At 70.9% G+C, this 23850-nt stretch carries 24 protein-coding genes; 13 read left to right on the plus strand and 11 right to left on the minus strand.

The genetic code is table 11. The features are described from left to right. Positions 1-74 precede the first annotated feature (74 nt). Entirely contained in the window at positions 75-1487 is a 1413-nt protein-coding gene (locus LI336_RS05370; RefSeq protein ID WP_227131652.1) for a calcium:cation antiporter family protein, read from the minus strand. A 138-nt stretch (positions 1488-1625) separates the two neighbouring features. Here LI336_RS05370 and LI336_RS05375 point away from each other — a divergent pair, with 138 nt between their 5' ends. The 8 genes from LI336_RS05375 (at position 1626) to LI336_RS05410 (ending at position 8948) form a co-directional block, all read left to right on the plus strand. Continuing rightward, positions 1626-2471: a universal stress protein gene (locus LI336_RS05375; protein ID WP_227131654.1), complete on the plus strand. Its 846-nt coding sequence runs from the start codon at positions 1626-1628 to the stop codon at positions 2469-2471. A gap of 96 nt (positions 2472-2567) precedes the next feature. Next, complete coding sequence (locus LI336_RS05380) at positions 2568-3401, plus strand: shikimate dehydrogenase (protein WP_227131655.1); 834 nt, start codon at positions 2568-2570, stop codon at positions 3399-3401. Positions 3402-3545: 144 nt separating this feature from the next. Next, positions 3546-4274, plus strand: a complete 729-nt coding sequence (locus tag LI336_RS05385) for a helix-hairpin-helix domain-containing protein (RefSeq protein ID WP_227131657.1) — start codon at positions 3546-3548, stop codon at positions 4272-4274. A 69-nt stretch (positions 4275-4343) separates the two neighbouring features. Next, the gene (pabB, locus tag LI336_RS05390) at positions 4344-5990 is read left to right on the plus strand and encodes an aminodeoxychorismate synthase, component I (RefSeq protein WP_227131659.1); all 1647 of its coding nucleotides are present in this window, start codon (positions 4344-4346) and stop codon (positions 5988-5990) included. After that, positions 5987-6667, plus strand: coding sequence for an anthranilate synthase component II (locus LI336_RS05395; RefSeq protein WP_227131661.1), 681 nt, complete (start codon positions 5987-5989; stop codon positions 6665-6667). The genes pabB and LI336_RS05395 overlap by 4 nt, the downstream gene beginning before the upstream one ends. Next, a complete protein-coding gene (locus LI336_RS05400; RefSeq protein WP_227131662.1) occupies positions 6652-7599 on the plus strand; it encodes an aminotransferase class IV in 948 nt (315 codons plus the stop codon). The genes LI336_RS05395 and LI336_RS05400 overlap by 16 nt, the downstream gene beginning before the upstream one ends. 23 nt (positions 7600-7622) lie before the next feature. Further along, complete coding sequence (locus LI336_RS05405) at positions 7623-8312, plus strand: HAD family hydrolase (RefSeq protein ID WP_227131663.1); 690 nt, start codon at positions 7623-7625, stop codon at positions 8310-8312. A 42-nt stretch (positions 8313-8354) separates the two neighbouring features. After that, positions 8355-8948 (plus strand): hypothetical protein, encoded by a 594-nt coding sequence (locus LI336_RS05410; protein ID WP_227131664.1) that lies wholly within the window; start codon positions 8355-8357, stop codon positions 8946-8948. 27 nt (positions 8949-8975) lie between these two features. Here the strand turns inward: LI336_RS05410 and LI336_RS05415 are convergent, their stop codons facing one another. The 6 genes from LI336_RS05415 to trpC all read right to left on the minus strand — a co-directional run bounded on the left by LI336_RS05415 (position 8976) and on the right by trpC (position 14366). Then, complete coding sequence (locus LI336_RS05415; protein ID WP_227131666.1) at positions 8976-9533, minus strand: SprT-like domain-containing protein; 558 nt, start codon at positions 9531-9533, stop codon at positions 8976-8978. A gap of 92 nt (positions 9534-9625) precedes the next feature. Further along, the gene (locus tag LI336_RS05420) at positions 9626-10312 is read right to left on the minus strand and encodes a LiaF transmembrane domain-containing protein (protein ID WP_227131668.1); all 687 of its coding nucleotides are present in this window, start codon (positions 10310-10312) and stop codon (positions 9626-9628) included. 199 nt (positions 10313-10511) lie between these two features. Beyond that, positions 10512-11339: a 2-amino-3,7-dideoxy-D-threo-hept-6-ulosonate synthase gene (locus LI336_RS05425; RefSeq protein ID WP_227131670.1), complete on the minus strand. Its 828-nt coding sequence runs from the start codon at positions 11337-11339 to the stop codon at positions 10512-10514. A gap of 47 nt (positions 11340-11386) precedes the next feature. Beyond that, positions 11387-12253, minus strand: a complete 867-nt coding sequence (gene trpA, locus LI336_RS05430) for a tryptophan synthase subunit alpha (protein WP_227131672.1) — start codon at positions 12251-12253, stop codon at positions 11387-11389. Beyond that, the gene (gene trpB / locus LI336_RS05435; RefSeq protein ID WP_227131674.1) at positions 12253-13488 is read right to left on the minus strand and encodes a tryptophan synthase subunit beta; all 1236 of its coding nucleotides are present in this window, start codon (positions 13486-13488) and stop codon (positions 12253-12255) included. Before trpB ends, trpA begins: the two co-directional genes overlap by 1 nt. Then, positions 13485-14366 (minus strand): indole-3-glycerol phosphate synthase, encoded by an 882-nt coding sequence (gene trpC, locus LI336_RS05440; protein ID WP_227131676.1) that lies wholly within the window; start codon positions 14364-14366, stop codon positions 13485-13487. Before trpC ends, trpB begins: the two co-directional genes overlap by 4 nt. Before the next feature lie 444 nt (positions 14367-14810). Here trpC and LI336_RS05445 point away from each other — a divergent pair, with 444 nt between their 5' ends. Continuing rightward, positions 14811-15788, plus strand: coding sequence for an alpha/beta fold hydrolase (locus tag LI336_RS05445; protein WP_227131678.1), 978 nt, complete (start codon positions 14811-14813; stop codon positions 15786-15788). A gap of 27 nt (positions 15789-15815) precedes the next feature. On the opposite strand, the gene LI336_RS05450 is transcribed toward LI336_RS05445, so the two are convergent. Continuing rightward, positions 15816-17123 (minus strand): MFS transporter, encoded by a 1308-nt coding sequence (locus LI336_RS05450; protein WP_227131680.1) that lies wholly within the window; start codon positions 17121-17123, stop codon positions 15816-15818. A gap of 105 nt (positions 17124-17228) precedes the next feature. On the opposite strand from LI336_RS05450, the gene LI336_RS05455 reads away from it, so the two are divergent. The 3 genes from LI336_RS05455 (at position 17229) to LI336_RS05465 (ending at position 19571) form a co-directional block, all read left to right on the plus strand. Continuing rightward, a complete protein-coding gene (locus LI336_RS05455; RefSeq protein WP_227131682.1) occupies positions 17229-17672 on the plus strand; it encodes a winged helix-turn-helix domain-containing protein in 444 nt (147 codons plus the stop codon). A 69-nt stretch (positions 17673-17741) separates the two neighbouring features. Then, positions 17742-18212 (plus strand): MGMT family protein, encoded by a 471-nt coding sequence (locus tag LI336_RS05460; RefSeq protein ID WP_227131684.1) that lies wholly within the window; start codon positions 17742-17744, stop codon positions 18210-18212. 123 nt (positions 18213-18335) lie between these two features. Further along, positions 18336-19571: an MFS transporter gene (locus LI336_RS05465; protein WP_227131686.1), complete on the plus strand. Its 1236-nt coding sequence runs from the start codon at positions 18336-18338 to the stop codon at positions 19569-19571. A 36-nt stretch (positions 19572-19607) separates the two neighbouring features. Here LI336_RS05465 and LI336_RS05470 read toward each other — a convergent pair whose 3' ends face one another. The 3 genes from LI336_RS05470 to lonB all read right to left on the minus strand — a co-directional run bounded on the left by LI336_RS05470 (position 19608) and on the right by lonB (position 23049). Beyond that, entirely contained in the window at positions 19608-19985 is a 378-nt protein-coding gene (locus LI336_RS05470) for a hypothetical protein (protein WP_227131688.1), read from the minus strand. A 64-nt stretch (positions 19986-20049) separates the two neighbouring features. Next, positions 20050-20904, minus strand: a complete 855-nt coding sequence (locus tag LI336_RS05475) for a CPBP family intramembrane glutamic endopeptidase (RefSeq protein WP_227131689.1) — start codon at positions 20902-20904, stop codon at positions 20050-20052. Between the two features lie 6 nt (positions 20905-20910). Continuing rightward, positions 20911-23049, minus strand: a complete 2139-nt coding sequence (gene lonB, locus LI336_RS05480; protein WP_227131690.1) for an ATP-dependent protease LonB — start codon at positions 23047-23049, stop codon at positions 20911-20913. A gap of 166 nt (positions 23050-23215) precedes the next feature. On the opposite strand from lonB, the gene LI336_RS05485 reads away from it, so the two are divergent. Then, positions 23216-23758: a nicotinamide-nucleotide adenylyltransferase gene (locus tag LI336_RS05485; RefSeq protein WP_227131692.1), complete on the plus strand. Its 543-nt coding sequence runs from the start codon at positions 23216-23218 to the stop codon at positions 23756-23758. The last annotated feature ends 92 nt before the right edge of the window (positions 23759-23850 follow it).

A 23850-nucleotide genomic window follows, 5' to 3' on the forward strand; every position in this document is an offset into this window, starting at 1 on the left:
AGAGTCGATTCCGGCACGACCGACAGCGACGGCCTCCCGGAACCCCCGCGGCCGCCGGACGCTAGAACAGTCCGTCAGTCGGCTCCTTCGGCTGGTGCGCTCTTCGAACTGAACGCGTCCCGGGCGGTCGTCGCGCTCGCGGCGAAGATGCTCGCGAGGTCGTCGCGGCGACGCCAGAACAGGCCGAGCGCGAGCACGAGGTAGACGACCGTGTACGAGTAGAGGATGAGCATGCTGAGCTCCGTCTCCGTGCTGTGACTGTTCGTCGTCAGGATGACCGCGTACTCGGAAACGACCTGCGAGACGAACAACACGAGCAGTACCACGGCCTCCCGCACCGAGATCTCGAAGTTCGTGATGATGGCGATCGCGAACAGGCTCTGGGCGGCCGTGATCCAGATCTCCGCGGACTGCTTGTCGTCGAACGGCAGCGTCCCGACGTCACCCGCAGCGATGGAGTACACCACCGAGAGCGTCCCGATGAGGAGCGTCCACTGGTTGAGCTTCGAGGAGATGAGCGCGTTGAACCCCGCCGTCGACCGTGCCTTGTTCACGAGGTACGCGACGACGATGAGTTCCGGGCTCTCGGATGCGAGCGGCGCGACCCACTGGATCATGAAGAACTTCGGGATGCCGTAGTCGACGCCGATGAGCTCGAGGCCGTGCGCGAACGGGTGGACGGCGGTGTAGATCATCAGGCCGGAGTAGAGGAACAAGGTTATCGACGAGGCCGTGCGGACGGGGAACGACCGCTTCTGGAGGTACGCGGGGACGCCGACCTGCTCCTCGTGGTCCTCGACGTCGCCGCGGACGATGATGGCGATGTACGCGATGTAGAGCCCGACGAGGACGAGCGTGTCGGCGATGTCGATACCGCCGAACAGCGGGACGGCGAACGCGAACGCGGTCGCGAGCAGGAGGAAGACGATCTCGAGGCCGAGGTCGCGGTCGAGGTGGACCTTGTTCGCGAGGAAGCCGTCGCCGTCCTCGACCGCGGAGTCCTTGGCGCTGCCGGCGCGGTAGACGGTGAACAGCGCGATGCCGGACCAGCCGAGGCCGATGAGGATGCGGTTCGCGCCGGTCATGTTCGCGACGGCGAGGTTCGCGTCGTTGCACGCCGCGGCGAGCCCGGTCTCGGCGTTCGAGATGGTCTCGGCGCTGAACTGCGCGCACGCCTCGGCGGTCGCACCGCCGGACCCGGCGCCCCACGCGTACAGCGCGTCGACGGCGTACTCCGGCGCGACCGCGAGCACCGCGAGCACGGCGATGGCGAACGCTCGCGGGACGTCCTTCTCTGCGGTCTCGGCGCCCCACGCGAGCATGAACGACGCGCCGAGGACGGCGACACCGCTCACGGCGACTGTCGTGAGGTTCCCGAGTCCGAGCGTCTCGGGGCCGCCCAGGAGTTCCACGCTCACCCAGGGAGCGGTGAGGAGCGCGGCGAAGACGAGGGCGACCAGCGGATGACGAAGCCGGTCTTTGAGCATACCAGAAGGTCCGTGAAAGTGCAAGTAACCCTTGCGGTTTCCGGAGCGTTCGAGCGAGAGTGTGACAGGCAGGCTCGGGGGCGACGGGGCTGCGGGCGGCGCGTTTTTGTGGTGGGTGCGCGAACGCTCTCCCAAGGCATGTTCGAGCACGTACTCATCGCGACGGACGGAAGCGACTGCGGGATGCGAGCGGCGCGCGCCGGCGTGGAGCTGGCGGCGACGTACGACGCGACGGTCACGGTCGTCGTCGCGGCCGCCAGCGAGCTGTCGGAGGCGGACGCGGAGTCGGTCGTGGAGGACGTCGCGGAGATCGGCGCGTCGTCGCGAGTGACGGTGCAGACGCGCGTGGCGACCCAGCAGCCGCGTGCCGCTATCGTGGAGACGGCCGAAGACGTCGACGCGGACGTGATCGCGATGGGGCGCCACGGGCACACGAACCTCGAGGAGCGGTTCCTGGGGAGCGTCACGGAACGCGTGCTCCGGGCGACCGACCGCGCGGTCCTGACCGTTCCCGGTCAGGGGAGCGGCCTCGGCGAGTACGAGGACGTCCTGGTGACGTCGGACGGGAGCGACGCCGCTCGCGCCGCCGTCCGTCCGGGCGTGAACCTCGCATCGACGTACGGCGCGGTGCTGCACCTGCTGTCGGTCGTCGACGTCGCGTTCGAGGCGGGTCCGTTCAACGCTGGTGGGGTCGACGACGCGTACGTCGACCGACTCGTCGCGGACGCCGAGCGCGAACTCGACGTGTTCGCGGCGGCGTGCGAGGAGTCCGCGCGCGACGCCCCGGTCGACATCGAGCAGGCGGTCCGGACGGGCACGCCGTCCGCGGAGGTTGCGGCGTACGTCGAGGACGCTGGCGTGGACCTGGTCGCGATGGCGTCGACGGGCGAGGGGTCGCTCGCGGGCCAGTTGCTCGGGAGCACGACCGACCGCGTCCTCCGGACCGTCGACGCCCCGGTGCTCGTGGTGCCTGGGGACGCCTGACCGCCGGGGACGGGTCGGGTCGCTCACGCCCGGTGGTCGCGTCGGTTCTCGCCGCGCCCGCATCGCTTTTGGTGGGCGGTCGCGACGCTACCGCGTATGGACGTGTACGGCCTGATCGGGAATCCCGTCGGGCATTCGCTGTCGCCACCGATGCACGAGGCGGCGTACGACACGCTGGGTCTGGACGCGCGGTACGTGACGTTCGAACCGGCCGAGGACGCGGTCGCGGCAGCGGTCGAGGGCGCTGGTGCACTCGGCGTCGCGGGGTTGAACGTGACGGTGCCGTTCAAGCAGGACGTGGCGGCGCTCCCGTCGGTGGCGACGGACGACCTGGCGTCGGCGGTCGGCGCGGTGAACACCCTCGACTTCTCGGACGCGAGCGTGACGGGACACAACACGGACGTGGAGGGTGCGGTTCGCGCGCTCCGCGAGCAGGGCGGCGCGTCGTTGTCGAGCGCGACCGCGGTGGTCGTGGGCGCCGGCGGCGCCGGCAGGGCGGTCGCGTTCGGCCTGGCGGACGCGGGCGCGTCGGTACGGGTCGCGAACCGGACGGCGAGTCGTGCGACCGACCTCGCGGCCGCGGTCGAACGCGAGGTCGACGGTGCGACCGCGACCGGCGGCGGCCTCGACGCCCTCGACGAGTGGCTTGCGGACGCGGACGTCCTCGTGAACGCGACGAGCGTCGGGATGGAGACCGACGAGACGCCCGTGCCCGCGAACGCGCTCCACGAGAGGCTCGTCGTGCTCGACGCCGTCTACGCGCCCTTGGAGACGCGGCTGCTCCGGGACGCCGCGGCGGCTGGCGCGACGACCGTCGACGGCGCGTGGATGCTCCTCCACCAGGGAGCTGCGGCGTTCGAGCACTGGACCGGCGAGGACGCGCCCGTCGACGCCATGAACGACGCGCTTCGCTCGCACCTCGACGCGTAGCGCGCCCGCCCACGCTCCTTCGCCGGTGTCGCAAGCGACTCGCCGCCGGTAAGACGGGCTTACCCCGAGCCCGCGGGCTGGCGCGGCTGGCAAGGCCGACTCCGTGAGTCGCTTTTAAGTCCGGTGGGGTTCCAGTGTCCCCCAATGGGACTGCTATCGAAACTGAAGTCTGTATTGGGTCTCGGCGACGACGACGACGACGACCGCGTCGGTCGACGGTCCGGCGACGTCGGCGTCACGGTCGAACGCGAGCGAGAGGCAGCCGACGCCGCGAACGAAGCCGCCGTCAAAGGCGTCGACGACGACGGAACCGGCGAGGAAACGGACGACGCCGAGGAAGCGGAGGACGACGACGAAGAAGCGGACGACGTCGAAGAAGCGGAGGACGTCGAGGATGCTGACGACGAAGCCGAAGAAGCAGCGGACGTCGACGAAGCGGCGGACGCCGACGACGAAGCCGACGAAGCAGCGGACGTCGACGAAGCGGCGGACGCCGACGACGAAGCCGACGAAGCAGCGGACGTCGACGAAGCGGCGGACGCCGACGACGAAGCCGACGAAGCAGCGGACGTCGACGACGTCGACGAAGCGGCGGACGCCGACGACGAAGCCGACGAAGCAGCGGACGTCGACGACGTCGAGGAAGCGGCGGACGCCGACGACGACGCAGCAGACGGCGACGACGAGGCGGCGGTCGAGGAGCTCCAGGACATCAAGGGTATCGGGCCGGCGTACGCGGAGCGGCTGGTCGAGGTCGGTATCACGTCGATCGCGGAGCTGGCGGACGCGGACCACGAGGCGATCGCGGAAGAAGCGGACCTGGCGCCGGGGCGCGTCGAGCAGTGGGTCGACCGCGCGAACGCCCGGCAGTAGGGCGGTTCGCTCGCGGCCTCCTTCCCCGACACCGTAACACCGTTTAGCGGCGGTGCCGTCGGTCCGGGTATGGATTCGTATCGGGTGGCGACCGACGCGGCCGCGTTCCGCGAGACCGCTCAGTGCGTGCCGCCGGGCGCTCGCGTACCGGTGGAGGTGCGTGCGACGGTCGCGGACCCCTGGAGCGCGTACCGGTGCGCGCGCCGCGGCGACGGCCAGTGGAGCGTCTTCTTCGAGACCACCGGCGTAAACGGGACTGGCGGGAGTCCGAGCGCGGCTAGCGGGGACGGGGCGGACGGCAGGGACGGGCCGGACCGCGGGGACGACGCGGACGACGGCTGGGGGTACTTCGCGGTCGACCCCGTGGAGCGCTTCTCGGCGCGACCGGGTGCGGTGCTCCGCGAGGACCCGCCTGCGGACGCGCATCCCGGGTCCGGGTCGCCGTCGCTTCGGGCGCTCGAGGGCGTCCTCGAGGGGGAGACGCTCGCGCGCGGCGACTGCGAGGTGCCGTATCCCTGCGGCGCGTTCGGGTGGGTGTCGTACGACGTGGCGCGGGAACTGGAGTCGCTGCCGAGCGACGCGGTCGACGACCGCGGCCTGCCGCACGTCCAGGTGGGCGTGTACGACGCGGTCGTCGCGTGGCGCGCGGCCGATGCCGCGAGCGACGGCGAGACGACGCTCCGCGTGACGGTGTGTCCGGAACTCCCCGACGAGAACGCTGACGAACTCGACGACGTGCACGCGGCGGCGGTCGAGCGCGCCGCGGCGCTCGTCGAGCGAGCGACGACCGGCGACCCCGGGCACGGCCCGGCGCCGGCCGCCGATGCCGAGGCGGCGGCGTTCGAGAGCGACGCGGGGCGGGAGGCGTACGCCGACCGCGTCCGCGCCGTGAAGGCGTACGTCCGCGACGGCGACACGTTCCAGGCGAACGTCTCGCATCGCCTGCGAGCGCCCGCGGCGGTGCATCCGGTGGCGGCGTACGACGCGCTCCGGCGCGTGAACCCGGCGCCGTACTCGGGGCTCGTCGAGTTCCCCGGCGTCGACCTCGTGTCCGCCAGCCCCGAGCTCCTCCTGGAACGCGACGGCGACTTCGTGCGCACCGAACCCATCGCGGGAACGCGACCGCGCGGCGCGGACGCCAACGAGGACGCCGCGCTCGAGGCGGAGCTGTCGAGCGACGAGAAGGAGCGCGCGGAGCACGCGATGCTCGTCGACCTGGAGCGCAACGACCTCGGGAAGGTCTGCGAGTACGGGAGCGTCGACGTCGCCGAGTACCGCCGGGTCGACCGGTACAGCGAGGTGATGCACCTCGTCTCGGACGTGACGGGACGGCTCCGGGACGGCGTCGGGCTCGCGGACGCGGTCGGGGCGATGTTCCCCGGTGGCACCATCACGGGCGCGCCGAAGCCGCGGACGATGGAGATCGTCGAGGAACTGGAGTCGACACGCAGAGGCCCGTACACCGGCGCGATGGCGGCGTTCGGGTTCGACGACCGCGCGACGCTCAACATCGTCATCCGGACGCTCGTCCGCCACGGCGACGAGTATCACCTCCGCGTCGGCGCGGGGGTCGTCCACGACTCCGACCCCGAGCGCGAGTACGACGAGACGCTCGACAAGGCGCGAGCGCTCCTGCACGCGGTCGACGATGCGGTCGCCGCGGACGCCGACCTCACCGTCTCCGAGCGCAGCCAGGGCGCGGAGGGCGAGCGATGACCGAGCACGAACCCGCCGCGGGGTCGCTCGACCCGGTGCCTGGCGCGCCGCGCGTGCTCGTCGTCGACAACTACGATTCGTTCGCGTACAACCTCGTGCAGTACGTCGGCGAGTTCGCGGGCGAGGTCGTCGTCCGGCGGAACGACGCGGTCGACGTGGCGGACGTCCGCGCGCTCGACCCGGACGCCATCGTCGTCTCACCGGGGCCGGGAACGCCCGAGGACGCCGGCGTGTCGATGCCGATATTCGCCGAGTTGTCGGTGCCGACGCTCGGCGTGTGTCTCGGCCATCAGGCGCTCTGTGCGGCCAACGGTGCGCCGGTCGGGCACGCACCCGAGGTCGTGCACGGGAAGCCGTCGGTCGTCGCGCACGACGGCCGCGGCGTCTTCGAGGGCCTCCCCGAACACCTGCGCGTCGGCCGCTATCACTCGCTCGCGGTCAGGCGCGAGGACCTTCCCGGGTCGCTCGTGGAGACGGCGTCGACGAGCGACGAGCGCGCGACCCTGATGGCGGTTCGACACCGCGAGCGACCGCACGTCGGCGTGCAGTTCCACCCGGAGAGCATCCTGACCGGCGACGCGGACGAACCGGACGCAGAGACCACCCCAGCCGGCGCGCGCCCGAGTCTGCGCGTCGGCAAGCGACTCGTGAGGAACTTCCTGTGCAGTACCACGTAGACGGCGAGCTGGTCGACCGGGACGAGGCGACCGTCAGCGTCGACGACCGCGGGTTCCAGTACGGCGACGGCGTCTTCGAGACGATGCGCGTGTACGGCGGGACGATATTCGCGCTCGACGCCCACATGGACCGCCTCGAACGGTCCTGTGACGCGCTCGCGCTCGACCACGGCCTCGACCGCCGGGACCTCGCGACGCGCGTCCACGAGACGCTCGCCGCGAACGACCTGCAGGCCGCGTACGCGAAGCTCTCGATCACGCGCGGCAGTCAGCCCGGCACCGTCACGCCCCGGCCCGACGTGGACCCGACGGTCGTCGTGTACGTGAAACCGCTCCCCCGGGGCGGACTCGACGGCGAACCCGTCTGGGACGAGCCCGCGACGCTCCAGACGGTGACGACGCGGAAGCCGCCGCGAAGCGCGCTTCCCCCGGGTTCGAAGACGCACAACTACCTGAACTCCATCCTCGCCCGCGAGGAGCTCGTCGCCGGTGCCGACGAGGCGCTGCTGCGCGACCAGGCCGGGAACGTCGCGGAGGCCGCGGCGTCGAACGTCTTCTGGGTGGACGACGACGGCCTCCACACGCCCGCCGCCGACCTCGACCTCCTCCCGGGCATCACGCGAGCGTACGTCCTCGACCTCGCCCGCCAGCAGGCCGGCGTCCCCGTCCACACCGGCGAGTACGCGCCGGAGGCAGTCAGGAGCGCCGACGAGTGCTTCCTCACGAACTCGACGTGGGAGATACGGCCGGTCGCGACCGTCGACGGCATCGACGTCGGCGGCGGCCCCGTCACCGACCTCCTCTCGCGGCTGTTCGACCGGCTCGTCGAGCGCCGGCACTACGGCGGCATCGACACAGACGGCGACGCGGCGGCCGGTCGCGGCGAGGGCGGTCGCGACGCGGACGAAGCCGGGGACGCCGAAGACACTTGACCGTCGACGTCCTGCCATCAGGCATGGGCGGAGACTCGCCGGCGGCGGTGCTTTTCGACCTGGACCTGACGCTGTGCGTCTCCACGCAGGAGTCCGACGAACTGCTGGCGGCGACGTTCGAGCGTGCCGGGGTCGACCCGTTCTGCGAGGTCGCGGACCTGGCGGCGGTCGCGTCGGCGACCCCCGAGTGCGAGAGCGACCGCGAGTTCTTCGCGGCGCTGTTCGACCTCGCCGCCGAGCGCGTCGACGGCGTCGACCCCGGCGACGTGCCGTCGTGGCGGCTCGCGGACGCGCACGACGGGCTCGTCGATCACTCCGCAGTTCGGTTCCGCGACGGTGCTCGCGCGGCGCTCGAGTCCGCACGCGACCACGGTCCGGTCGCGCTCGTCACGAACGGCGGCCGGGAGACGCAGTCGACGAAGCTCTCGGCGCTCGGTATCGCGGACGCGTTCGACGCGACCGTGTTCTGCGACCCGGCCGCGGGGATGCCACCCAAGCCCGACCCGAAGCCCGTGCAGACCGCGGTGGACGCGCTCGACGTCGCGCCCGACGCGGCCGTGCTCGTCGGCGACTCGAAGGCCGCTGACGTCGCCGGCGCGCACGCCGCGGGCGTCCGCTCCGCGTGGGTGCCGTACGACGACGCGAGCGACGACGCGGAGCACGACCCGCATCACACGTTCGACGCGCCCGACGACCTCCTCCGCGTGCTCTAGGCGAGGAGAAAGCATTTACTTCGACCGTCTGACGCGTCACGTATGACGCGTTCACGCGGGCAGTTCGACACCCGTCACGACGACGAGCGCGACGGCGGTCCCCGGAGCGGCGACGGCAGCGGCGGCGGTCGCGGGGGGCACGGCCGCGGTACGGGTGCGGTCGACGGCGTGCGCTCGTGGCTGTCGTTCCATCGCGTCGAGTTCCTGCTCGTCTGCTGGTTCGTCCTCGGCGGCGTCGCCCTCGCGCTCGCGTACGGTCTCGGCGGGCTCCTCTTCGGGCCGCAGCCCGGCGTGCCGGAGGTCGCTCGGGTCGCCTTCTGGACGACCGTGCTCGTCGCCGTCCCCGCGCTCGCCGCGAGCCTGCTCGTGCACGGCGTCGTCGACGCGTACCGGGTCGCGCTCGCCGACGGCGACGTGACCTCGGTGGGTCGCGCCGTCGTCCGCATCCTCCAGTCCGCGAGCGCCGCGACGTTCGCCGTCGGCGTCGCGATACTGTTCCAGGACACTGCACCGGCGAACGCCGATTTCGACCCCGCAGCGCTCGTCTCCGCGTTCCTCCTCCTCGCCGGGTTCGCGGGCATGGTCGCGTTCGTCGCCGGCGACGGCCTCGTCCGGCTCGCTCGCGGCACCTGGTAGCGCGCGGTCACCGGTCGAGTCGAGCGGTCACCAGTCGTCGACGACGGCGCGCGCTCGCTCGTAGCCGGCGGCGTCCGTCCACGTCACGCCCGACGCGAGGTGCTCGACCTCGACGTCGGCACCGCAGTCCGGGCACCGGTAACCGCCCGGTTGCTTGACGGGTTTCGAGGCGCGATGCCGGCCGGCGCGCCACTCGCAGCCATCGGTGCACGCGAGCTCCAGTCGCGGGTCGCTGAAGGACTCGCAGTGTCTGGGTGCGTCGACCGCGGCCGCCTTCTCGCGGAACCGCTCGCCGTGCCCGGCCTCGCCGTACGTCTGGAACTCCCAGGCGTGCACGAGTTCGTGGCGGATGGTGGCCGTGAACTGCCGCCAGCCGTACTGCTCGTAGGCGTCCCACGTCAACCGGATCGTGACCGTTCCCGAGGACGCGTCGTACGAGCACGCACCCGCGCGCCGCCGTGCTCGCTTCGACACCTCCCACTCGATGGCGTCGTGGTCGACGTCGAGCGCCACGCTCTCCGCGTAGATGCGAGCGTACGACAGGAGGTCCCGTGGCGTCTCCGGGTCGGGCGTCCCACTCTGCACGCGACGAGGGAGGGAATCGGTCGGCAAAAACGGTCTGGTTCCGCGCGAGTCGGCGCGTTCGCGACGACGGCGTGACGCGGTCGACGGGCGACTCAGTCGAGGAGCGTGATGTCCCCGAAGATGGCGGCGCCGTCGACGACGAGGTCCGGCGACCCGGCGGGGTTGCTGCGGCGACGGTCGCGGACCTCGCCGAACACCGCGGTGGTGTCGATGGCGACCACCCAGTCCTCGGGTACGCGGACGGTCGCGTCCCCGAAGACGGCGGTGACGTCCACGGCGAGCGGCGGGTCGTCGGGGTCGCGCTCGACGGCGCGGAGGTCGACGTCGGCGTCCTCGAAGACGGCGGTGACGCTCCGCGCGCCGTCACGGTCGACGTCGTCGACGTTCCCGACCACGACGTGGCGCCCGTTCGTGCGGACGAGTCCGTTCCGCCGGTTGCGGCCGAGGACGAGCGTCACGCCGTAGAGGACGACGAGGACGGGCCAGAACTGGCCGGCTTCGGTGCCCGTGAGGACGCCGAACTCGACGAGCAGCCAGCCGGTGCCGACGAGCACGAGCGTGATCGGCCAGAAGAGGTGCGTGAAGCGCGTGGTGACGAGGCGGTACGCGCCGTAGACGACGAACGCGCTCGCGAGCAGGACGTCGAACCCGTCGATGGCGACCGTGTCGGTGGTGTCGAGCAGGAGGAGGACGCCGAAGAGGACGACGAACCCACCGATGAGCCAGCGGCCGTTGCTTCGGGTGCCGGTACTGACGACGACGGAATCTGAGTTGGACATGATGGGTCTCCGGACCACGCGTCGGTGGCGCTGGGAATGGTCGTCGAATCGAGCGACGAGAACTCGATGCGGGGAACCGTCGGCGCCGGTACCGAGACGTGATATCCGTGTGTATGTACGCCGACGACGAGTATAACTCTACGCTGAAACGTGCTATCGCGTCCCGACTGGGGACGAGAACGGATCGCGTGGACGGTGGTCAGGCTTCGACGAGGAGGCCGGCGCGCTCCAGGGCGTCGTCGACGGACGCGTCGTCGTGGATGACGGCGCTGATGGCGGTGGCGATGGCTTCGGGGTCGTCGTGCTGGAAGATGCTGCGGCCCATGGAGACGCCGGCGCCGCCGGCGTCCATGACGCCGCGGACGGCTTCGACGGTCTCGCGGTCCGTGCCCTTCGCGCCGCCGGCGATGACGACGGGGAGGCGCGTGGATTCGACGACGTGCTGGAAGCTCTCGGCGTCACCGGAGTACCCGGTCTTGACGACGTCCGCGCCGAGTTCCTCGGCGAGCCGGACGGCGTGCCCGAGCGCTTCGGGGTCCGTCGAGTCGACGCCCTCGCCGCGAGCGTACGCCATCGCGAGCACGGGCATCCCGAGGCGGTCCGCGTCCCGCGTGAGCTCGGCGAGGTCCTCTATCTGGTTCGGTTCGTGCTCCCCGCCGACGTTGATGTGGAAGGAGACGGCGTCGGCGCCGGCGCGAACCGCTTCCTCGACGGTTCCGGTGACGCGCTTGTCGGCCTCGTCGGGGCCGATGGTCGTGGAGCCGTTCAGATGGACGATGAAGCCCGCGCCGTTCTTGTTGTCGTGGACGCGTGGCGCGATGCCCTTCTGCGTGAGGACGGCGTCCGCGCCGCCGCGCGTGACGCCGTCGATGGTCGCCTCGATGTCCTTCAGGCCCTTGACGGCGCCCATCGTGATGCCGTGGTCCATCGGGACGACGAGGTAGTTGCCGTCCGTCGAGATGCGGTCCAGTCGTGCGCGTTTCCCTGTGCCTACGCGTGTCGTCGGGTGTGTCGTGTCGCGTGTCATGTGCGTGAATCGAACTGCGTTAGTGTGTCATCGTGTGCCACGCCGGGTTATGTCGGTTCCGATTCCGCCAAACTTTCGCCCCGCGATTCGGGGTCCTCGCCCGCTCCCGCGAGCGCGCCCTGCTTCAGCTCGTGGGTCTTCGACTCCAGGCGCTCCGCGGTCTCCGCGACCGGCGTGTCCGCTTCGTGGCCCTCGGCCACGATGTCGACGAGCGCGCTCCCGACGATGACGCCGTCCGCGCCGGCGGCCACGACCGCTCGCGCGTGCTCGCCGGTCTTGATACCGAACCCGACCGCCTTCGGGACGTCCCACTCGCGCAGCCGCGAGAGGCTCGCGCCCGTCTGGTCGCTCACGTCGTCCTTCGCGCCCGTGACGCCCAGCCTGGCCTGCACGTACACGTACCCCGAGACCTGGTCCATGATGCGCTTCAGGCGGTCGCCCGCGGTCGTCGGGGCGACGATGAACACGAGGTCCAGACCGAACTCGTCGCAGGCCTCCCGGAGCGGCCCGGCCTCCTCGGCGGGCAGGTCCGGAACGACGAACCCCGACAGCCCCAGCGACGCCGCCTTCTCCACGAACGGCCGCGGCCCCTCGTCGTCGCCGTACTGGTAGATGAGGTTGTAGTACGTCATGCAGACGAGCGGCACGTCCACGTCGAGGTCGTCGACGAACTCGAAGAACCGCTCGGGCGTCATCCCGCCCTCGAGCGACCGGACGACCGCCTCCTGGATGGTCGACCCCTCCGCGATCGGCTCCGAGAACGGCAGCCCGAGTTCGATGACGTCCGCACCGCCGCGTTCGAGCGCCTCCACGTACTCCAGGCTCGCCTCGTAGCTCGGGTCACCGGCTGCGAGGTACGGCACGAACGCCGCGTCGCCCGCGAACGCCTCGTTCAGCGCTTCGTTCTCCGCCATCACCGGAACACCTCCCCGACGTCGACCGCGCCCTCGACGTCGCGCTTCTCGGTCTCCTCGATAACGCTCTCCAGGTCCTTGTCCCCACGCCCGGAGACGTTCACGATCGTCACGTCCCCGAGTTCATCGGGGTTCTCCTCCATCCACCCGAACGCGTGCGCGGTCTCCAGTGCCGGAATGATGCCCTCCAGCCGCGACAGTCGATGGAACGCGGCGAGCGCGGCGTCGTCGTCGACGTTCGCGGCGCGCACGCGCCCCTCGTCGACGAGGTGCGCGAGCTCCGGGCCGACGCCAGCGTAGTCCAGTCCCGACGAGATGCTGTGGGACTCGAGGATCTGGCCGTCGCCGTCCTGCAGGAGCTTCGTCCGCGCCCCGTGGAGGACGCCCTCGTCGCCCGTCGAGAGCGACGCGGAGTTCGGTGCGACGCCCGCCGCCTCGTCCACGTCGAGCGACGACCCGCCCGCCTCGACCGCGACGAGTTCCGTGTCCGCGTCCTCCACGAAGTTCGCGAACGCACCCATCGTGTTCGAGCCACCGCCAGCACAGGCCACGACGGTGTCGGGGAGGCCGCCGGTCTGCTCTTTGCACTGCTCGCGCGCCTCCTCGCTGATGACGGCGTGGAAGTCCCGGACCATCGCCGGGAACGGCGCGGGGCCGACGATGCTCCCGATGACGTAGTGCGTGTCCTCGACGTTCGTCGCCCAGTCCCGCATCGTCTCCGATATCGCCTCCTTCAGCGTCCCACGGCCGGTCGTGACGGGATTCACCTCGCTCCCGTTGAGCTTCATCCGGAAGACGTTCGGGCGCTGGCGGTTGATGTCGCGCTCGCCCATGTAGATCTCGCAGGGCAGTCCGAGGTGCGCGGCCGCCATCGCGGTCGCGGTCCCGTGCTGGCCCGCACCCGTCTCCGCGATGATGCGCTCTTTCCCCATGTACTTCGCGAGCAGCACCTGCCCGAGCGCGTTGTTGAGCTTGTGCGCACCGCCGTGCAGGAGGTCCTCGCGCTTGAGGTACACCTCGGTGTCGTAGCGCTCGCTCAGGTGGTCGGCGCGCTGGAGCGGGAGCGGTCGGCCGCCGAAGTCCCGGAGTCGTTGCCGGAACTCGTCCATGAACCCGTCCTCGTTCTCGAGCACGTACCGCTCGTAGGCGTCCGTGAGTTCCTCGATAGCCGGCATGAGCGCCTCCGGCACGTACTGTCCACCGTACTCGCCGAACTTGACGTCCGTCGCTGTCATTGTGTGGTCTCCGTGATGTCGGTCGAATCGTCGTCCGTCTCGCTCGAATCGACTGCTTCCGCCCCGTTCGTCGCCGCAAGCCGTCGCGTGTTCTCGTGGACGTCGCCGTCCATGATGGCGCTCCCGACGAGGAGCGCGTCGGCGCCTGCGGCCCGCATCCGCGCGACGTCGTCGGTCGTGGCTACGCCGCTCTCCGCAATGAGGGTGACGTCCGCCCGAGCGTCCGCCGGGACCGCGTCGGCGACGCGCTCGAACGTCGAGAGGTCGACGTCGAGGGCCGCGAGGTCGCGGTTGTTCACGCCGACGATGCGCGCGCCGGCGTCGAGCGCGCGTTCGAGCTCCGCCTCGGTGTGGACCTCGACGAGCGCCTGGAAGCCGCGGTCCCGGGCCGCCGCGAGCATCGATTCGAGCGTGTCGGCGCCGTCGACGCCCGCGTCCGCGTCGGTCTCGCTTCCGAGGAATCGCGCGATGAGGAGGACGACGTCGCTCTCGACGGCGTCGAGTTGGGACTCCCGCAGGAGGAAGTCCTTCCGGAGGACGGGGACGTCGACGGCGTCGCGGATGCGTTCGAGCGCGTCGGTGCTGCCGCCGAAGTGCTCGGGTTCGGTGAGGACGCTGAGGGCGGCGGCGCCGCCGTCGACCATCTCGGTCGCCAGCTCGACGGGGTCGTCGTCGCGCGTGCCGTCGGTGGTGGGACTGGTCGGTTTGACCTCGGCGACGATCGGTGTTCGTCCGTCGGCGGCGGCTGTCTCGAACGCGGCGGGGAGGTCGCGCGCGTCGACGCCGACGTGGTCGCCGGTCGGCGGGTCGCGAGTGCGTGCGGCGTCGAGGATGCGCTCGACGGCCGGCGCGAGCCCCTGCCCAGAGCTAGTGTTCATCCTTGTACATTGTCCGACTGATTCGTACATAAGGCTTGCGTCCGCGTCCACCGAGAAACGAACTCATCGATCGAGAACCGTACAACCGCTTCCCTCGCAGTCGATGGCCCGACCCCCGCAGGCGTGGCACGAACTCACACAGCGACCGTGGCCGTCGCCGCCGCACTGCTCGTCCTCGCCCGCCCGGGCGCGAGCGGCCTCGTTCTCCACGCCGAACCCTGCACTCTCCCCGCCGAACCCTGCACTCTCCCCGCCGAACCCTGCACTCTCCCCGCCGAACCCTGCACTCTCCCCGCCGAACCCTGCACTCTCCCCGCCGAACCCTGCACTCTCCCCGCTGAACCCTGCACTCTCCCCGCCGAACCCTGCACTCTCCCCGCCGAACCCCGAACGCAGCGACCACCGAACCGTAACTTTCACTCCAGCGACTCGAAAAGGTCGGCTATGGTCCCAGGCCCCGAGGACGCCGCCAGCGACGAACGCGACGGCGGACCCGACGCCCCGACGCCGGACCCGTTCCGCGGCGAGGACGGCGACCCCGTCGTCCCCGACGGCTGGACGCACGACGTCCTCGACGCGAACGGCATCACGGTCTCGTACTACCGCGCCGGCCCTGCACCCGAGGACGCCGTCGCGACCGTCGTCGTCGCGCACGGGTTCGGCGAGGACGCACGCTGCCAGCGCCGGCTCGTCGACGCCCTCGTCGACGACGACGTCGACGTCGTCGCGTACGACGCCCGCGGACACGGCCACACCGACGCGCCCGACTCGGGGTACGCGCCCGCGGACCGCGTCGCCGACCTCGTCGGCGTCATCGACGCGCTCGGGCTCGACGGCCCCGTCCTGTACGGGCACTCGATGGGCGGGTCGACCGTCGCCAAGGCCGCCGCCGAGCATCCCGACCGCGTCGGTGGCGTCGTCATGGAGGACCCCGCCGCCATGCGGTGGCCGCCGGAGTTCGACCTCGACGAGGTCGCCGACGGACTCGCGGAGGACGTCCGCGCGGACCTTCAGAAGTCCTTCGACGAACTCCTCGACGCGTACGAGGACGCCGACGACGACCCGGCGTCGACGCAGGACGAGATCCCTCGCGAGCTCTACCCGACCTTCGCGCGCTCGGACCAGCGCCAGAGCGAGCACGTCGCCGAGGTAACCCGCCAGGGGTACCCCGCGCTCGTGGACCTCCTCCCCAAGGTGGCGGTCCCAGCGCTCGTGCTCCGACGCGACCACGCCACGACCCCCGAGCCAGTGCGCGACGGCTCGCCGACCGACGAACGCGTCCGCGACCTCGACATCGCCGACTCGCTCCCCGACGGTCGACTCGTGCACGTCCCCGGCGCCGGCCACCACGTCCTCCTCACCGCCGAGGGCGCCGCGCTCGCCGAAGTCCGCGCGTTCCTCGCGCATCTCGACGACGACTGACCGATACTGCGAGGCATCGGGTCGCGGTCACTCGGCGAGCGCGAACGCGCCGTCCTCGACGCTCGTCGGCGCACCGAACCGGCGGAGCGTCGGCGACGCGAGCCAGTACGCGGCGGTGAGCGCGAACCCGACGCCGCTCGCGTACAGGACGAACGTCGGCGAGACGGCGTCGCCGAGCGCGCCGCCCGCGAGCATCCCGAACGGTGCGACGACGGCGCTCGCGGTGCCGATGGTCGCCGTCGCCCGCCCGAGGTGGTCGTTCGGGACGCCCGTCTGGAGGACCGCTTTGACGTTCACGTTGTACACGCCGACGGGGATACGCGACGCACCGAACAGCGCCGCTGTCGCGAGGAGCCCGCTGGCGGCGACCCCACCGACCCACGCGACCCCCGCGGCAGCGAATCCGAGGACGCTCGACGACGCGAACGAGCGGTCCTCGAACGCGGGCGCCGCGACCGACCCGAGGACGCGCCCCGCCGACAGCACGGCGAGCAGCGTCCCGTACGCCGTCGCGTCCGAGAGCCCGTCGGCGTACGCGGGCAGGACGGCCGCGGCGGTCCCGAACAGGAAGTTCGCGAACAGGCTCGCGCCGAGCAGCGGCGCGAGCGCCGACCCCGCGACGACGTCGACGCCGGCGCGCACGTCCGCGACGTACTCGCCGACGCGACCGTCGCGCCCGGTGGCCTCCGCGCGACGGTCGCCGTCCGCGGCGTCCACCGCCCCGTCGTCGTCTTCGTCGTCCCCGGGAATCGTCAACCCGAGAAAGCCGATGGCCGCGACGAGGAAGGTCACGACGTTCGCGACGTAGAGCGCGACGGCGCTCGTGGCGGCGACGAGTGCGCCGGCGACGAGGCGCGACCCGGCGTCGGTCGCCTGGCCGACGACGGACGACAGCGAATTCGCGCGGACGAGGTCGTCGTCGTCGACGACGCGGGGGACCGTCGCGCTCTGTGCGGGGGCGGCGAACTGCCCGGCGAGCGCGGCGAGGAACATCGTCGCGAGCACGACGGCGACGGACTCGCCGACCAGCCAGAACCAGAGCGGAACGACGAGGACGAACGCGGCCTGCGCGAGTTCCGAGGCGACGAGGACGCGCCCGAGCGGCCGGTCGTCCACGACGGGGCCGACGAGGACGCGACAGACGCCGGGGATGCCGACGAGGAACCCCGCGACGCCGGCGACAGCGGAGGAGTCGGTGAGGCTGTACGCGAGCCACATCGCGGCGACGGCGTAGAGACCGTCGCCGAACTGGCTGACCGCCCGTCCGGCGAGAAGCCGGCGGAAGGCGGGGGCCTGGAGGACGGCGAGGCGAGCGCGGACGGCGCGAGCGAGCATCGCCAGGACCGAGGACGGCCGCGCCCTTGGCCGTTCCGCGAAACGCGTTTCTGTACGCTCGCTAACTGGAAAGGTCGAAGTGGCCGCGGCCACAACTCGCCGGTCGTGTCCCGTAACGACGACCGCGAGGTCGACGCCCCGCGCGGCGACGGCTCCGGCGCACCCTCGCGGAACGACGACGACCCCGTCGACCCCCTCGAGGTCCTCGGGAACGAGGTCCGGGTGCGCGTCCTGCGCGCGCTCGCCGACGCCGACCGCCCGCTCGCGTTCTCCGAGCTCCGGCGGCGGAGCGACGTCCGCGACACCGGCCGCTTCAATTACCACCTCGACCGGCTCACCGACTACTTCGTCGACGCGACCGACGACGGCTACGTCCTCGCTCCCGAGGGCTCGCGGGTCGTCGACCTCGCCGACGCCACCGGCGTCGACGCCACCGCGAGGTCGGGCGACGGCGTGGTCGTCGACGACCACGAGGGCCCCTGCCCGGTCTGCGGGGACGAGGATTGCGACCGCCTCTACCACGTCCACCTCGACCCACCCGGACGCTGAGGAGACGACGCTGGCGGTGCCGGGGGTCGACGAGGAAGCTTCAAGGGCGTGGTGGGCGACCGTTCGAGCATGGACGCGGCCGACACAGCCGGCATCTACGCGCGAGAGATCGAGTACCTGGAGCGGTACGTCCAGTTCGGTGTCGCCAGCGGACGGGTCATCTCGGTGTCGTTCCCGGAGTTCCCGGACGACGATGCGAGCGACGACTACGAGCTCCTCGACCGGTTCGAGCGGTACTGCGAGGGCATCAACGAGGACGACTTCGCGGACGTCGAGGTCGGCCTGACGGTCCCGACGGGCGAGCGGAAGGTCCTGGAGGCGCTCCGCCAGGTCGGGTACGGCGAGCAGGTGAGCGTCGAGCAGCTCGCGAAGATGGCGCCGACGCTGTCGGCGGACGACGACGAGGACGTCATCGTGGTCCGGGAGGCGCTCGCGGAGAACCCGCTCCCGGTCATCTTCCCGGACCATCGCGTCCGGGACGGCCCGAGCGCGCTCCCGCCGCAGGTCGAGCAGAAGCTCCGGTCGCTCGAGGACCTCTGACGCGGCGACGGAGCCGTCGAGTCGAGTGGTGACAGCTATCCTACAATAACGGAGTTACGGAAGCGCGCTTACAAAAGTCAATTTCCGGGAACGTTCACGTTGCTGTCGGTTCGATAGCTAGGTATGAGCCGACCGAACTCGCTCGTGACGCGATTCTACGCGTTCAAGCTCACGAACGCGTCCGGGTTCTACCTCCCCATCTACTTCGCGTTCCTCCAGGACAAGGGGTTCGACCTGGCGTTCCTCGGCGTCCTCTCGGCGACGTTCTCGTTCGCGCTCGTCGCCGTCGAGATACCCACCGGGTACCTCGGCGACCTCGTCGGCCGCCGCGGCAGCCTCGCCATCGGCGCCGCCATCCGCGCGGCCATCATGGTCGCGTTCCCGTTCGTCCCGACGCGGAGCGGCTACGTCGTCCTGTTCGGCGTCTGGGCGACCGGGTGGGCGTTCCGCTCGGGCACCCAGGACGCGTGGCTGTACGAGGTCCTCCAGTCCACGTGCGACGAGGACGAGTACGCTCGCGTCGACGGCCGCGCGAACGCACTCGTCCTCGGGACGAGCGCCGTCGCCGCCGTCCTCGGCGGCGTCCTCTACACCGTCGAACCGGCTGCGCCGTTCCTCGCGAACGCCGCGCTCGCGCTCGTCGGCCTCCCGATCCTGTACTCGTTCCCCGCCGTCGAGACCGCCGGCGACGACGACCGCTTCGGCGTCCGCGACGCCGTCGCGCTCCTCCGTGCCCAGGCGCACCGCCCGGAGATCCGCTGGTTCGTCGCGTACGCCGCCGTGTTCGCGACCGCGTTCGCCGCCACCCGGCCGTTCGAGCAACCGATACTGCGCGCCGTCGGCGTGCCCGTCGCCGGCCTCGGCGTCCTCTACGCCGGCTTCAAGCTGGTGTCCGCCGGCGCCGCGTCGCTCTCCGGGACCGTCGAAGACCGCCTCGGCGTCGGCGGCGCGTTCGCCGTCCTCCCCGCCATCTACGGCGTGGCGTTCGCGACCATCGCTGTCGTCCCGCTCGCAGCCGTCCCCGTCGTGTTCCTGAACCGCGCGATCAGGACGCTGACGCGCCCGATACAGAACCAGTACCTGAACGACCGCCTCGACGACGTCGGCCGCGCGACCGTCCTCTCGGGCGCGTCGATGGCGCTCTCGCTCGTCTCCGGCGCCGGGAAGGTCGTCGCCGGACGCGTCACCGACGTCGCGGGCGCCGTCGACGGCGTCGCCGCGTTCGGCGTGGCGCTCGCCGCCCTCGGCGCCGGCATCTGGCTCGCCGTCGATCCCGTCCGCGCCACCCCGACAGAGGAATCGAGTGCCGACGCAGGCGGGACCGCCGTGGACGCGAACGCCAGCGCGACCTCGGACTGACCACGCAGCGACCCGACACTCGTCGGGCCCCCTCGACTACTCTCGGGCGCGGGCGACGACGAGCATCGCGCCCGCGCCGACGACCAGCCCGAGGAGACTCACGGCCTCCAGGAGCGTGCTCGGGAACAGGAGCGCGACGAACCGCGCGATCGCCGCACCGACGAACGCGACCGACCCGACGAGACGCACCGTCGGCCGGCCCTCCATCCGGAACCCGACGTACGCCGCGGCGAGCAACCACGCGAACCCGATACCGAGGTCGGTCGTCTCCGTCGCCAACGGCGCCTCCAGGAGGGAGCCCACGAGCAGCATCGCGAGCACGCCCACGACGAGCACCGCGAGCAGCAACCAGCCGCCCGTCGGCTCCTCGACGCTCACCTCGTCGCCCCGCCCGTCGTCGCTCCCGTCACTCATACCGCTCACTCCACCGGGCGCACGCCTGAAAGCGTCGATTCGGACGCCACGTCGAGGAGCGACGTCACTCCCCGGCGAGGACGCCCTCGTGGACGACGAACTCGAGCGCGTTCACGAGGTAGTGCGCGACGACGACCACGAGGAGGCTCCCCGAGAGCACGAACGCGGTCGCGAGCACGACGCCGAGCGCCCCCGTGACGAGGACGCCCAGTCGTCCCTGCGCGCCGTGCCCGAGCCCGAACAGGACCGAGGACGCGACCACGAGCAGCCACGGCGACACGCCGAACCCGACCGAGAGCGCGCCGACGAGCACCCCGCGGAACAAGAGCTCCTCGAAGACGGCGACGATAGGGAGCACGCCACCGAGCAACACCACCCAGCCGCGTCGCGACGTCGGCGCCATGAGCTCGCGCAGCGCCTCGCTCCGACCCAGTCCCGCCGCGTCCGCGAGCGACCCACCGACCTCGTTCACCGCGTACAGCGCCACCCCGAGGGCGACGCCCACCAGGAACAGCCAGCCCGTGACCTGCCCGAACCCGAGTCCGACGGCCGTCCACGGCACGTCCGCGAGGACCACCGCCACGACGAGCACACACCCGAACACGCCCTGCGAGAGCGCCACGTTCAACAACAGCATCGGCTGGGAGAGCGCGGGCGCGCCAGCCAGCTCGCGCGCAGCGACCCGCTCGCGACCACCCGGTAGCGACAGCACGCGCTCGGCCTCCACGTCCACGCCGAACTCGCGGGGCGCCACCGCCTCACGCGGCTCACGACCGACCGACGCCTCACCGTGCACGAGGGTGCCGACGCGGTCACCGTCGCCCGAGCCACCGAACTGCTGGCTCGTCGTGTGCGACGCCAACAAGAGAAGTACGGTGACGACGCCCGCGACCGACGCGAACGCCGTCCACGCCGTCACGGCGCGTTACTGCGGGCTCGGCGACCCGCTACCGGTCCGACCGACCTTCTGTTCGAGGGCCTTCCCGGTGATGTTCTTCAGGCGGTCGACGAGCGAGTCCTTCTCCGTCTCACCCGTCAGCGCGATCTCGAGGACCTCGCTGATGTGGTTCACGGGGATGACCTCGATCATCTCCTCGTACTCGTCCTCGATCATCACGTCCTGCAGGTTCGCAGCCGGGATGATGACCGTGTCGAGGCCCGCCTTCGCCGCAGCCTCGATCTTGTGCGTGACGCCACCGACGGGGAGGACGTCACCGCGGACCGAGAGCGACCCCGTCATCGCGAGACTCTGGTCGACGGGGACCTCCTCCAGCGCGGAGATGACGGCGGTCGCGACCGTGATGGACGCGGAGTCGCCGTCCACACCCTGCTGGCCCGCCTGCACGAACTGGATGTGGATGTCCTTCTCGCTGATGTCCTCGTCGCTGAACTTCTTGATGATCGCGGAGACGTTCTGCACTGCCTCCTCCGCCATCTCCTGGAGCTTACCCGTCGCGATGACCTGCCCCGGGCCCTGCGACGGTGCGACCTCCGCCATCACGGGGAGGACGATACCGGAGTCCTCGCCCATGACCGCGAGACCGTTCACGCGCCCGACCACGTCGCCCTCGCTGACCGTAAGCTCGTAGTCCTTCCGGCGCTCGATGTAGTCGTCCGCGAGCTGCTGCTCGATGGAGCGACTCCGGCGCTTCGCACGCAGGACGTCCTCCCGAGTCGTGTGCTCGCGGTCCTCCGCACGAGCGATGTCGCCGGAGACGCGAACGAGGCCACCGAGGTCGCGGAGCTTGAGCGTCAGGTGCTCCTTGCGGCCCGCGCGACGGCGCGCCTCGAGGATGATCTCCTCGACCGCCGAGCGCGTGAAGTGCGGGAGCCGCCCGTCCTTCTCGACCTCTTGCGCGATGAACCGCGCGTACTTCCGCCGGGTCTCCGGGGTGTCCTCGATGGTGTCGTCCATGTACACCTCGTACCCGTACCCCTTGATGCGGGAGCGCAGCGCCGGGTGCATGTTCTCCATCGCGTCCAGGTTCCCGGCGGCGACCATGATGAAGTCACACGGCACCGGCTCGGTCTGCACCATCGCACCAGAAGAGCGCTCGCTCTGGCCCGTGATGGAGAACTTCCCCTCCTGGATGGCCGTCATGAGCTTCTGCTGGCTGCGGATGTCGAGCGTGTTGATCTCGTCGACGAACAGCACGCCCTTGTTCGCCTTGTGGATGGCGCCGGGTTCGACGCGGTCGTGACTCGGCGTCTCCATCCCACCGCTCTGGAACGGGTCGTGGCGGACGTCACCCAGCAGCGCACCGGCGTGCGCGCCCGTCGCGTCCTCGAACGGCGCGGTCTGCTGGTCGGAGTTGTTCACGACGAGGTTCGGGATCATCGAGTCCGTGGAGCGACTCGAGTACCGGAACGCGAGGAACACGACCCCCGCCGCGAGGATACCGAGGAGGAGACTCCCCTGGATGAGCGCGTACCCCAGCACGACCGCGACGATGATGTACATGAGGAACTGCCGCATCTGGTTGCGCTTCCTGGCGTCCTCCTTGTGCGCCTCGATGATCTGGTCGCCCTTCCCCGCGGGCACGGTGCGGACCTTCGGCGCGTTCCCGTCGTCGGGGTTGTGGTAGACGAGGATGTCCTGGAGGTCCTCCTTCGGGAGGAGTTGACTCATCGCCTTCGCCAGCATCGACTTCCCCGTCCCCGGAGAGCCGATCATCATCACGTGCCGGCGCTGCTTCGCGGCCTTCTTGACGATGTCGCGAGCCTCGTCCTGGCCGATTACCTGATCCACGAGTCGTTCGGGGACCTCGATCTCGTCGGTGCTCTCGATCTGGAGGCCACCGAGGAGGTCGTCGTCGGCGACCGACTCGTCTATCTCTGCGTCGACTTCGACTTCGCTCCCGAGCCGGTCGATGTCCGGTCCGGTCGCCTCGTCGGAGCCAGCGTCGGACTCACCGGAGTCGTCGACTCCGGTTTCCGGGCCGCCGGGGACGCCCAGGTCCGGATGCTCGTCCTGGGGGACGTCCGTGTCCGGCTGACCGCTCCCCTGCTCGACCTCGTCGGTCGATTCGGGGCGTCCGTCGGTGGTGTCGCTGTCTTTGCTCATAGAAGTGATTCGCTATCCGAACGGAAGGGACTCGGACTGATATACTTTCCTCCTACCCACCGCGCCACCCGCATGGACTTTTCGCTGTCGAGACGCCTTCTGCGGCCGGTTCTCGAGTCGAGCGTCTTCCAGCACCGTTATAAATCAGCGTCGTGCAGGGTGTGACATGACGCGGGGTTTCTACATCGGTCGCTTCCAGCCCTACCACAACGGGCACCATAGTATGGTCGCCGAGATCGCGGAGGACGTCGACGAACTCGTTCTCGGTATCGGGAGCGCCGGTGATTCCCACACGACCCACGACCCGTTCACTGCCGGGGAGCGCATCATGATGCTCACGAAGTCCCTGCGCGAGTTCGACATGACGACGTACGCGGTCCCCATCGAGGACCTGGACCGGAACTCGGTGTGGGTGAGTCACGTCCAGTCAATGTCGCCGGCGTTCGACGTCGCGTACTCGAACAACCCGCTGGTCATCCGGTTGTTCACGGAGGCGGGCATCGAGGTCCGGCAATCGCCGATGTTCAACCGCGACGTCCTCGAAGGGACGGAGGTCCGCGACCGCATGATCGACGGCGGGGACTGGCGGTCGCTCGTCCCGGACGCGGCCGCGGACGTCATCGACGAGATCCAGGGCGTCGACCGCATCCAGCAGGTCTCGGAGACGGACTCGAACGGGCCCAGTGGTGGGAAGGGCGACCGGGACTGACCGCTCGCGCCGCACGGCCCGCGGTCGAGCCGCACCGCCGGCACCCTGCGGTCCGCGGTCGAACCGCATCCCAGGTACCCTGCGGTCCGCGG

The organism is Halorubellus salinus (assembly GCF_020567525.1).
Taxonomy (GTDB): domain Archaea; phylum Halobacteriota; class Halobacteria; order Halobacteriales; family Natrialbaceae; genus Halorubellus; species Halorubellus salinus.

What these genes read in the sequence shown, in the direction of transcription:
- LI336_RS05445 (WP_227131678.1), top strand. Translation starts at nt 14,811, where the DNA reads ATGGTCCCAGGCCCCGAGGACGCCGCCAGCGACGAACGCGACGGCGGA.
- LI336_RS05395 (WP_227131661.1), top strand. Translation starts at nt 5,987, where the DNA reads ATGACCGAGCACGAACCCGCCGCGGGGTCGCTCGACCCGGTGCCTGGC.
- pabB (WP_227131659.1), top strand. Translation starts at nt 4,344, where the DNA reads ATGGATTCGTATCGGGTGGCGACCGACGCGGCCGCGTTCCGCGAGACC.
- LI336_RS05380 (WP_227131655.1), top strand. Translation starts at nt 2,568, where the DNA reads ATGGACGTGTACGGCCTGATCGGGAATCCCGTCGGGCATTCGCTGTCG.
- LI336_RS05450 (WP_227131680.1), bottom strand. Translation starts at nt 17,123, where the DNA reads ATGCTCGCTCGCGCCGTCCGCGCTCGCCTCGCCGTCCTCCAGGCCCCC.
- LI336_RS05470 (WP_227131688.1), bottom strand. Translation starts at nt 19,985, where the DNA reads ATGAGTGACGGGAGCGACGACGGGCGGGGCGACGAGGTGAGCGTCGAG.
- LI336_RS05425 (WP_227131670.1), bottom strand. Translation starts at nt 11,339, where the DNA reads ATGACACGCGACACGACACACCCGACGACACGCGTAGGCACAGGGAAA.
- LI336_RS05465 (WP_227131686.1), top strand. Translation starts at nt 18,336, where the DNA reads ATGAGCCGACCGAACTCGCTCGTGACGCGATTCTACGCGTTCAAGCTC.
- LI336_RS05460 (WP_227131684.1), top strand. Translation starts at nt 17,742, where the DNA reads ATGGACGCGGCCGACACAGCCGGCATCTACGCGCGAGAGATCGAGTAC.
- LI336_RS05485 (WP_227131692.1), top strand. Translation starts at nt 23,216, where the DNA reads ATGACGCGGGGTTTCTACATCGGTCGCTTCCAGCCCTACCACAACGGG.
- LI336_RS05420 (WP_227131668.1), bottom strand. Translation starts at nt 10,312, where the DNA reads ATGTCCAACTCAGATTCCGTCGTCGTCAGTACCGGCACCCGAAGCAAC.
- LI336_RS05370 (WP_227131652.1), bottom strand. Translation starts at nt 1,487, where the DNA reads ATGCTCAAAGACCGGCTTCGTCATCCGCTGGTCGCCCTCGTCTTCGCC.
- trpA (WP_227131672.1), bottom strand. Translation starts at nt 12,253, where the DNA reads ATGGCGGAGAACGAAGCGCTGAACGAGGCGTTCGCGGGCGACGCGGCG.
- LI336_RS05385 (WP_227131657.1), top strand. Translation starts at nt 3,546, where the DNA reads ATGGGACTGCTATCGAAACTGAAGTCTGTATTGGGTCTCGGCGACGAC.
- lonB (WP_227131690.1), bottom strand. Translation starts at nt 23,049, where the DNA reads ATGAGCAAAGACAGCGACACCACCGACGGACGCCCCGAATCGACCGAC.
- LI336_RS05375 (WP_227131654.1), top strand. Translation starts at nt 1,626, where the DNA reads ATGTTCGAGCACGTACTCATCGCGACGGACGGAAGCGACTGCGGGATG.
- trpB (WP_227131674.1), bottom strand. Translation starts at nt 13,488, where the DNA reads ATGACAGCGACGGACGTCAAGTTCGGCGAGTACGGTGGACAGTACGTG.
- LI336_RS05405 (WP_227131663.1), top strand. Translation starts at nt 7,623, where the DNA reads ATGGGCGGAGACTCGCCGGCGGCGGTGCTTTTCGACCTGGACCTGACG.
- trpC (WP_227131676.1), bottom strand. Translation starts at nt 14,366, where the DNA reads ATGAACACTAGCTCTGGGCAGGGGCTCGCGCCGGCCGTCGAGCGCATC.
- LI336_RS05410 (WP_227131664.1), top strand. Translation starts at nt 8,355, where the DNA reads ATGACGCGTTCACGCGGGCAGTTCGACACCCGTCACGACGACGAGCGC.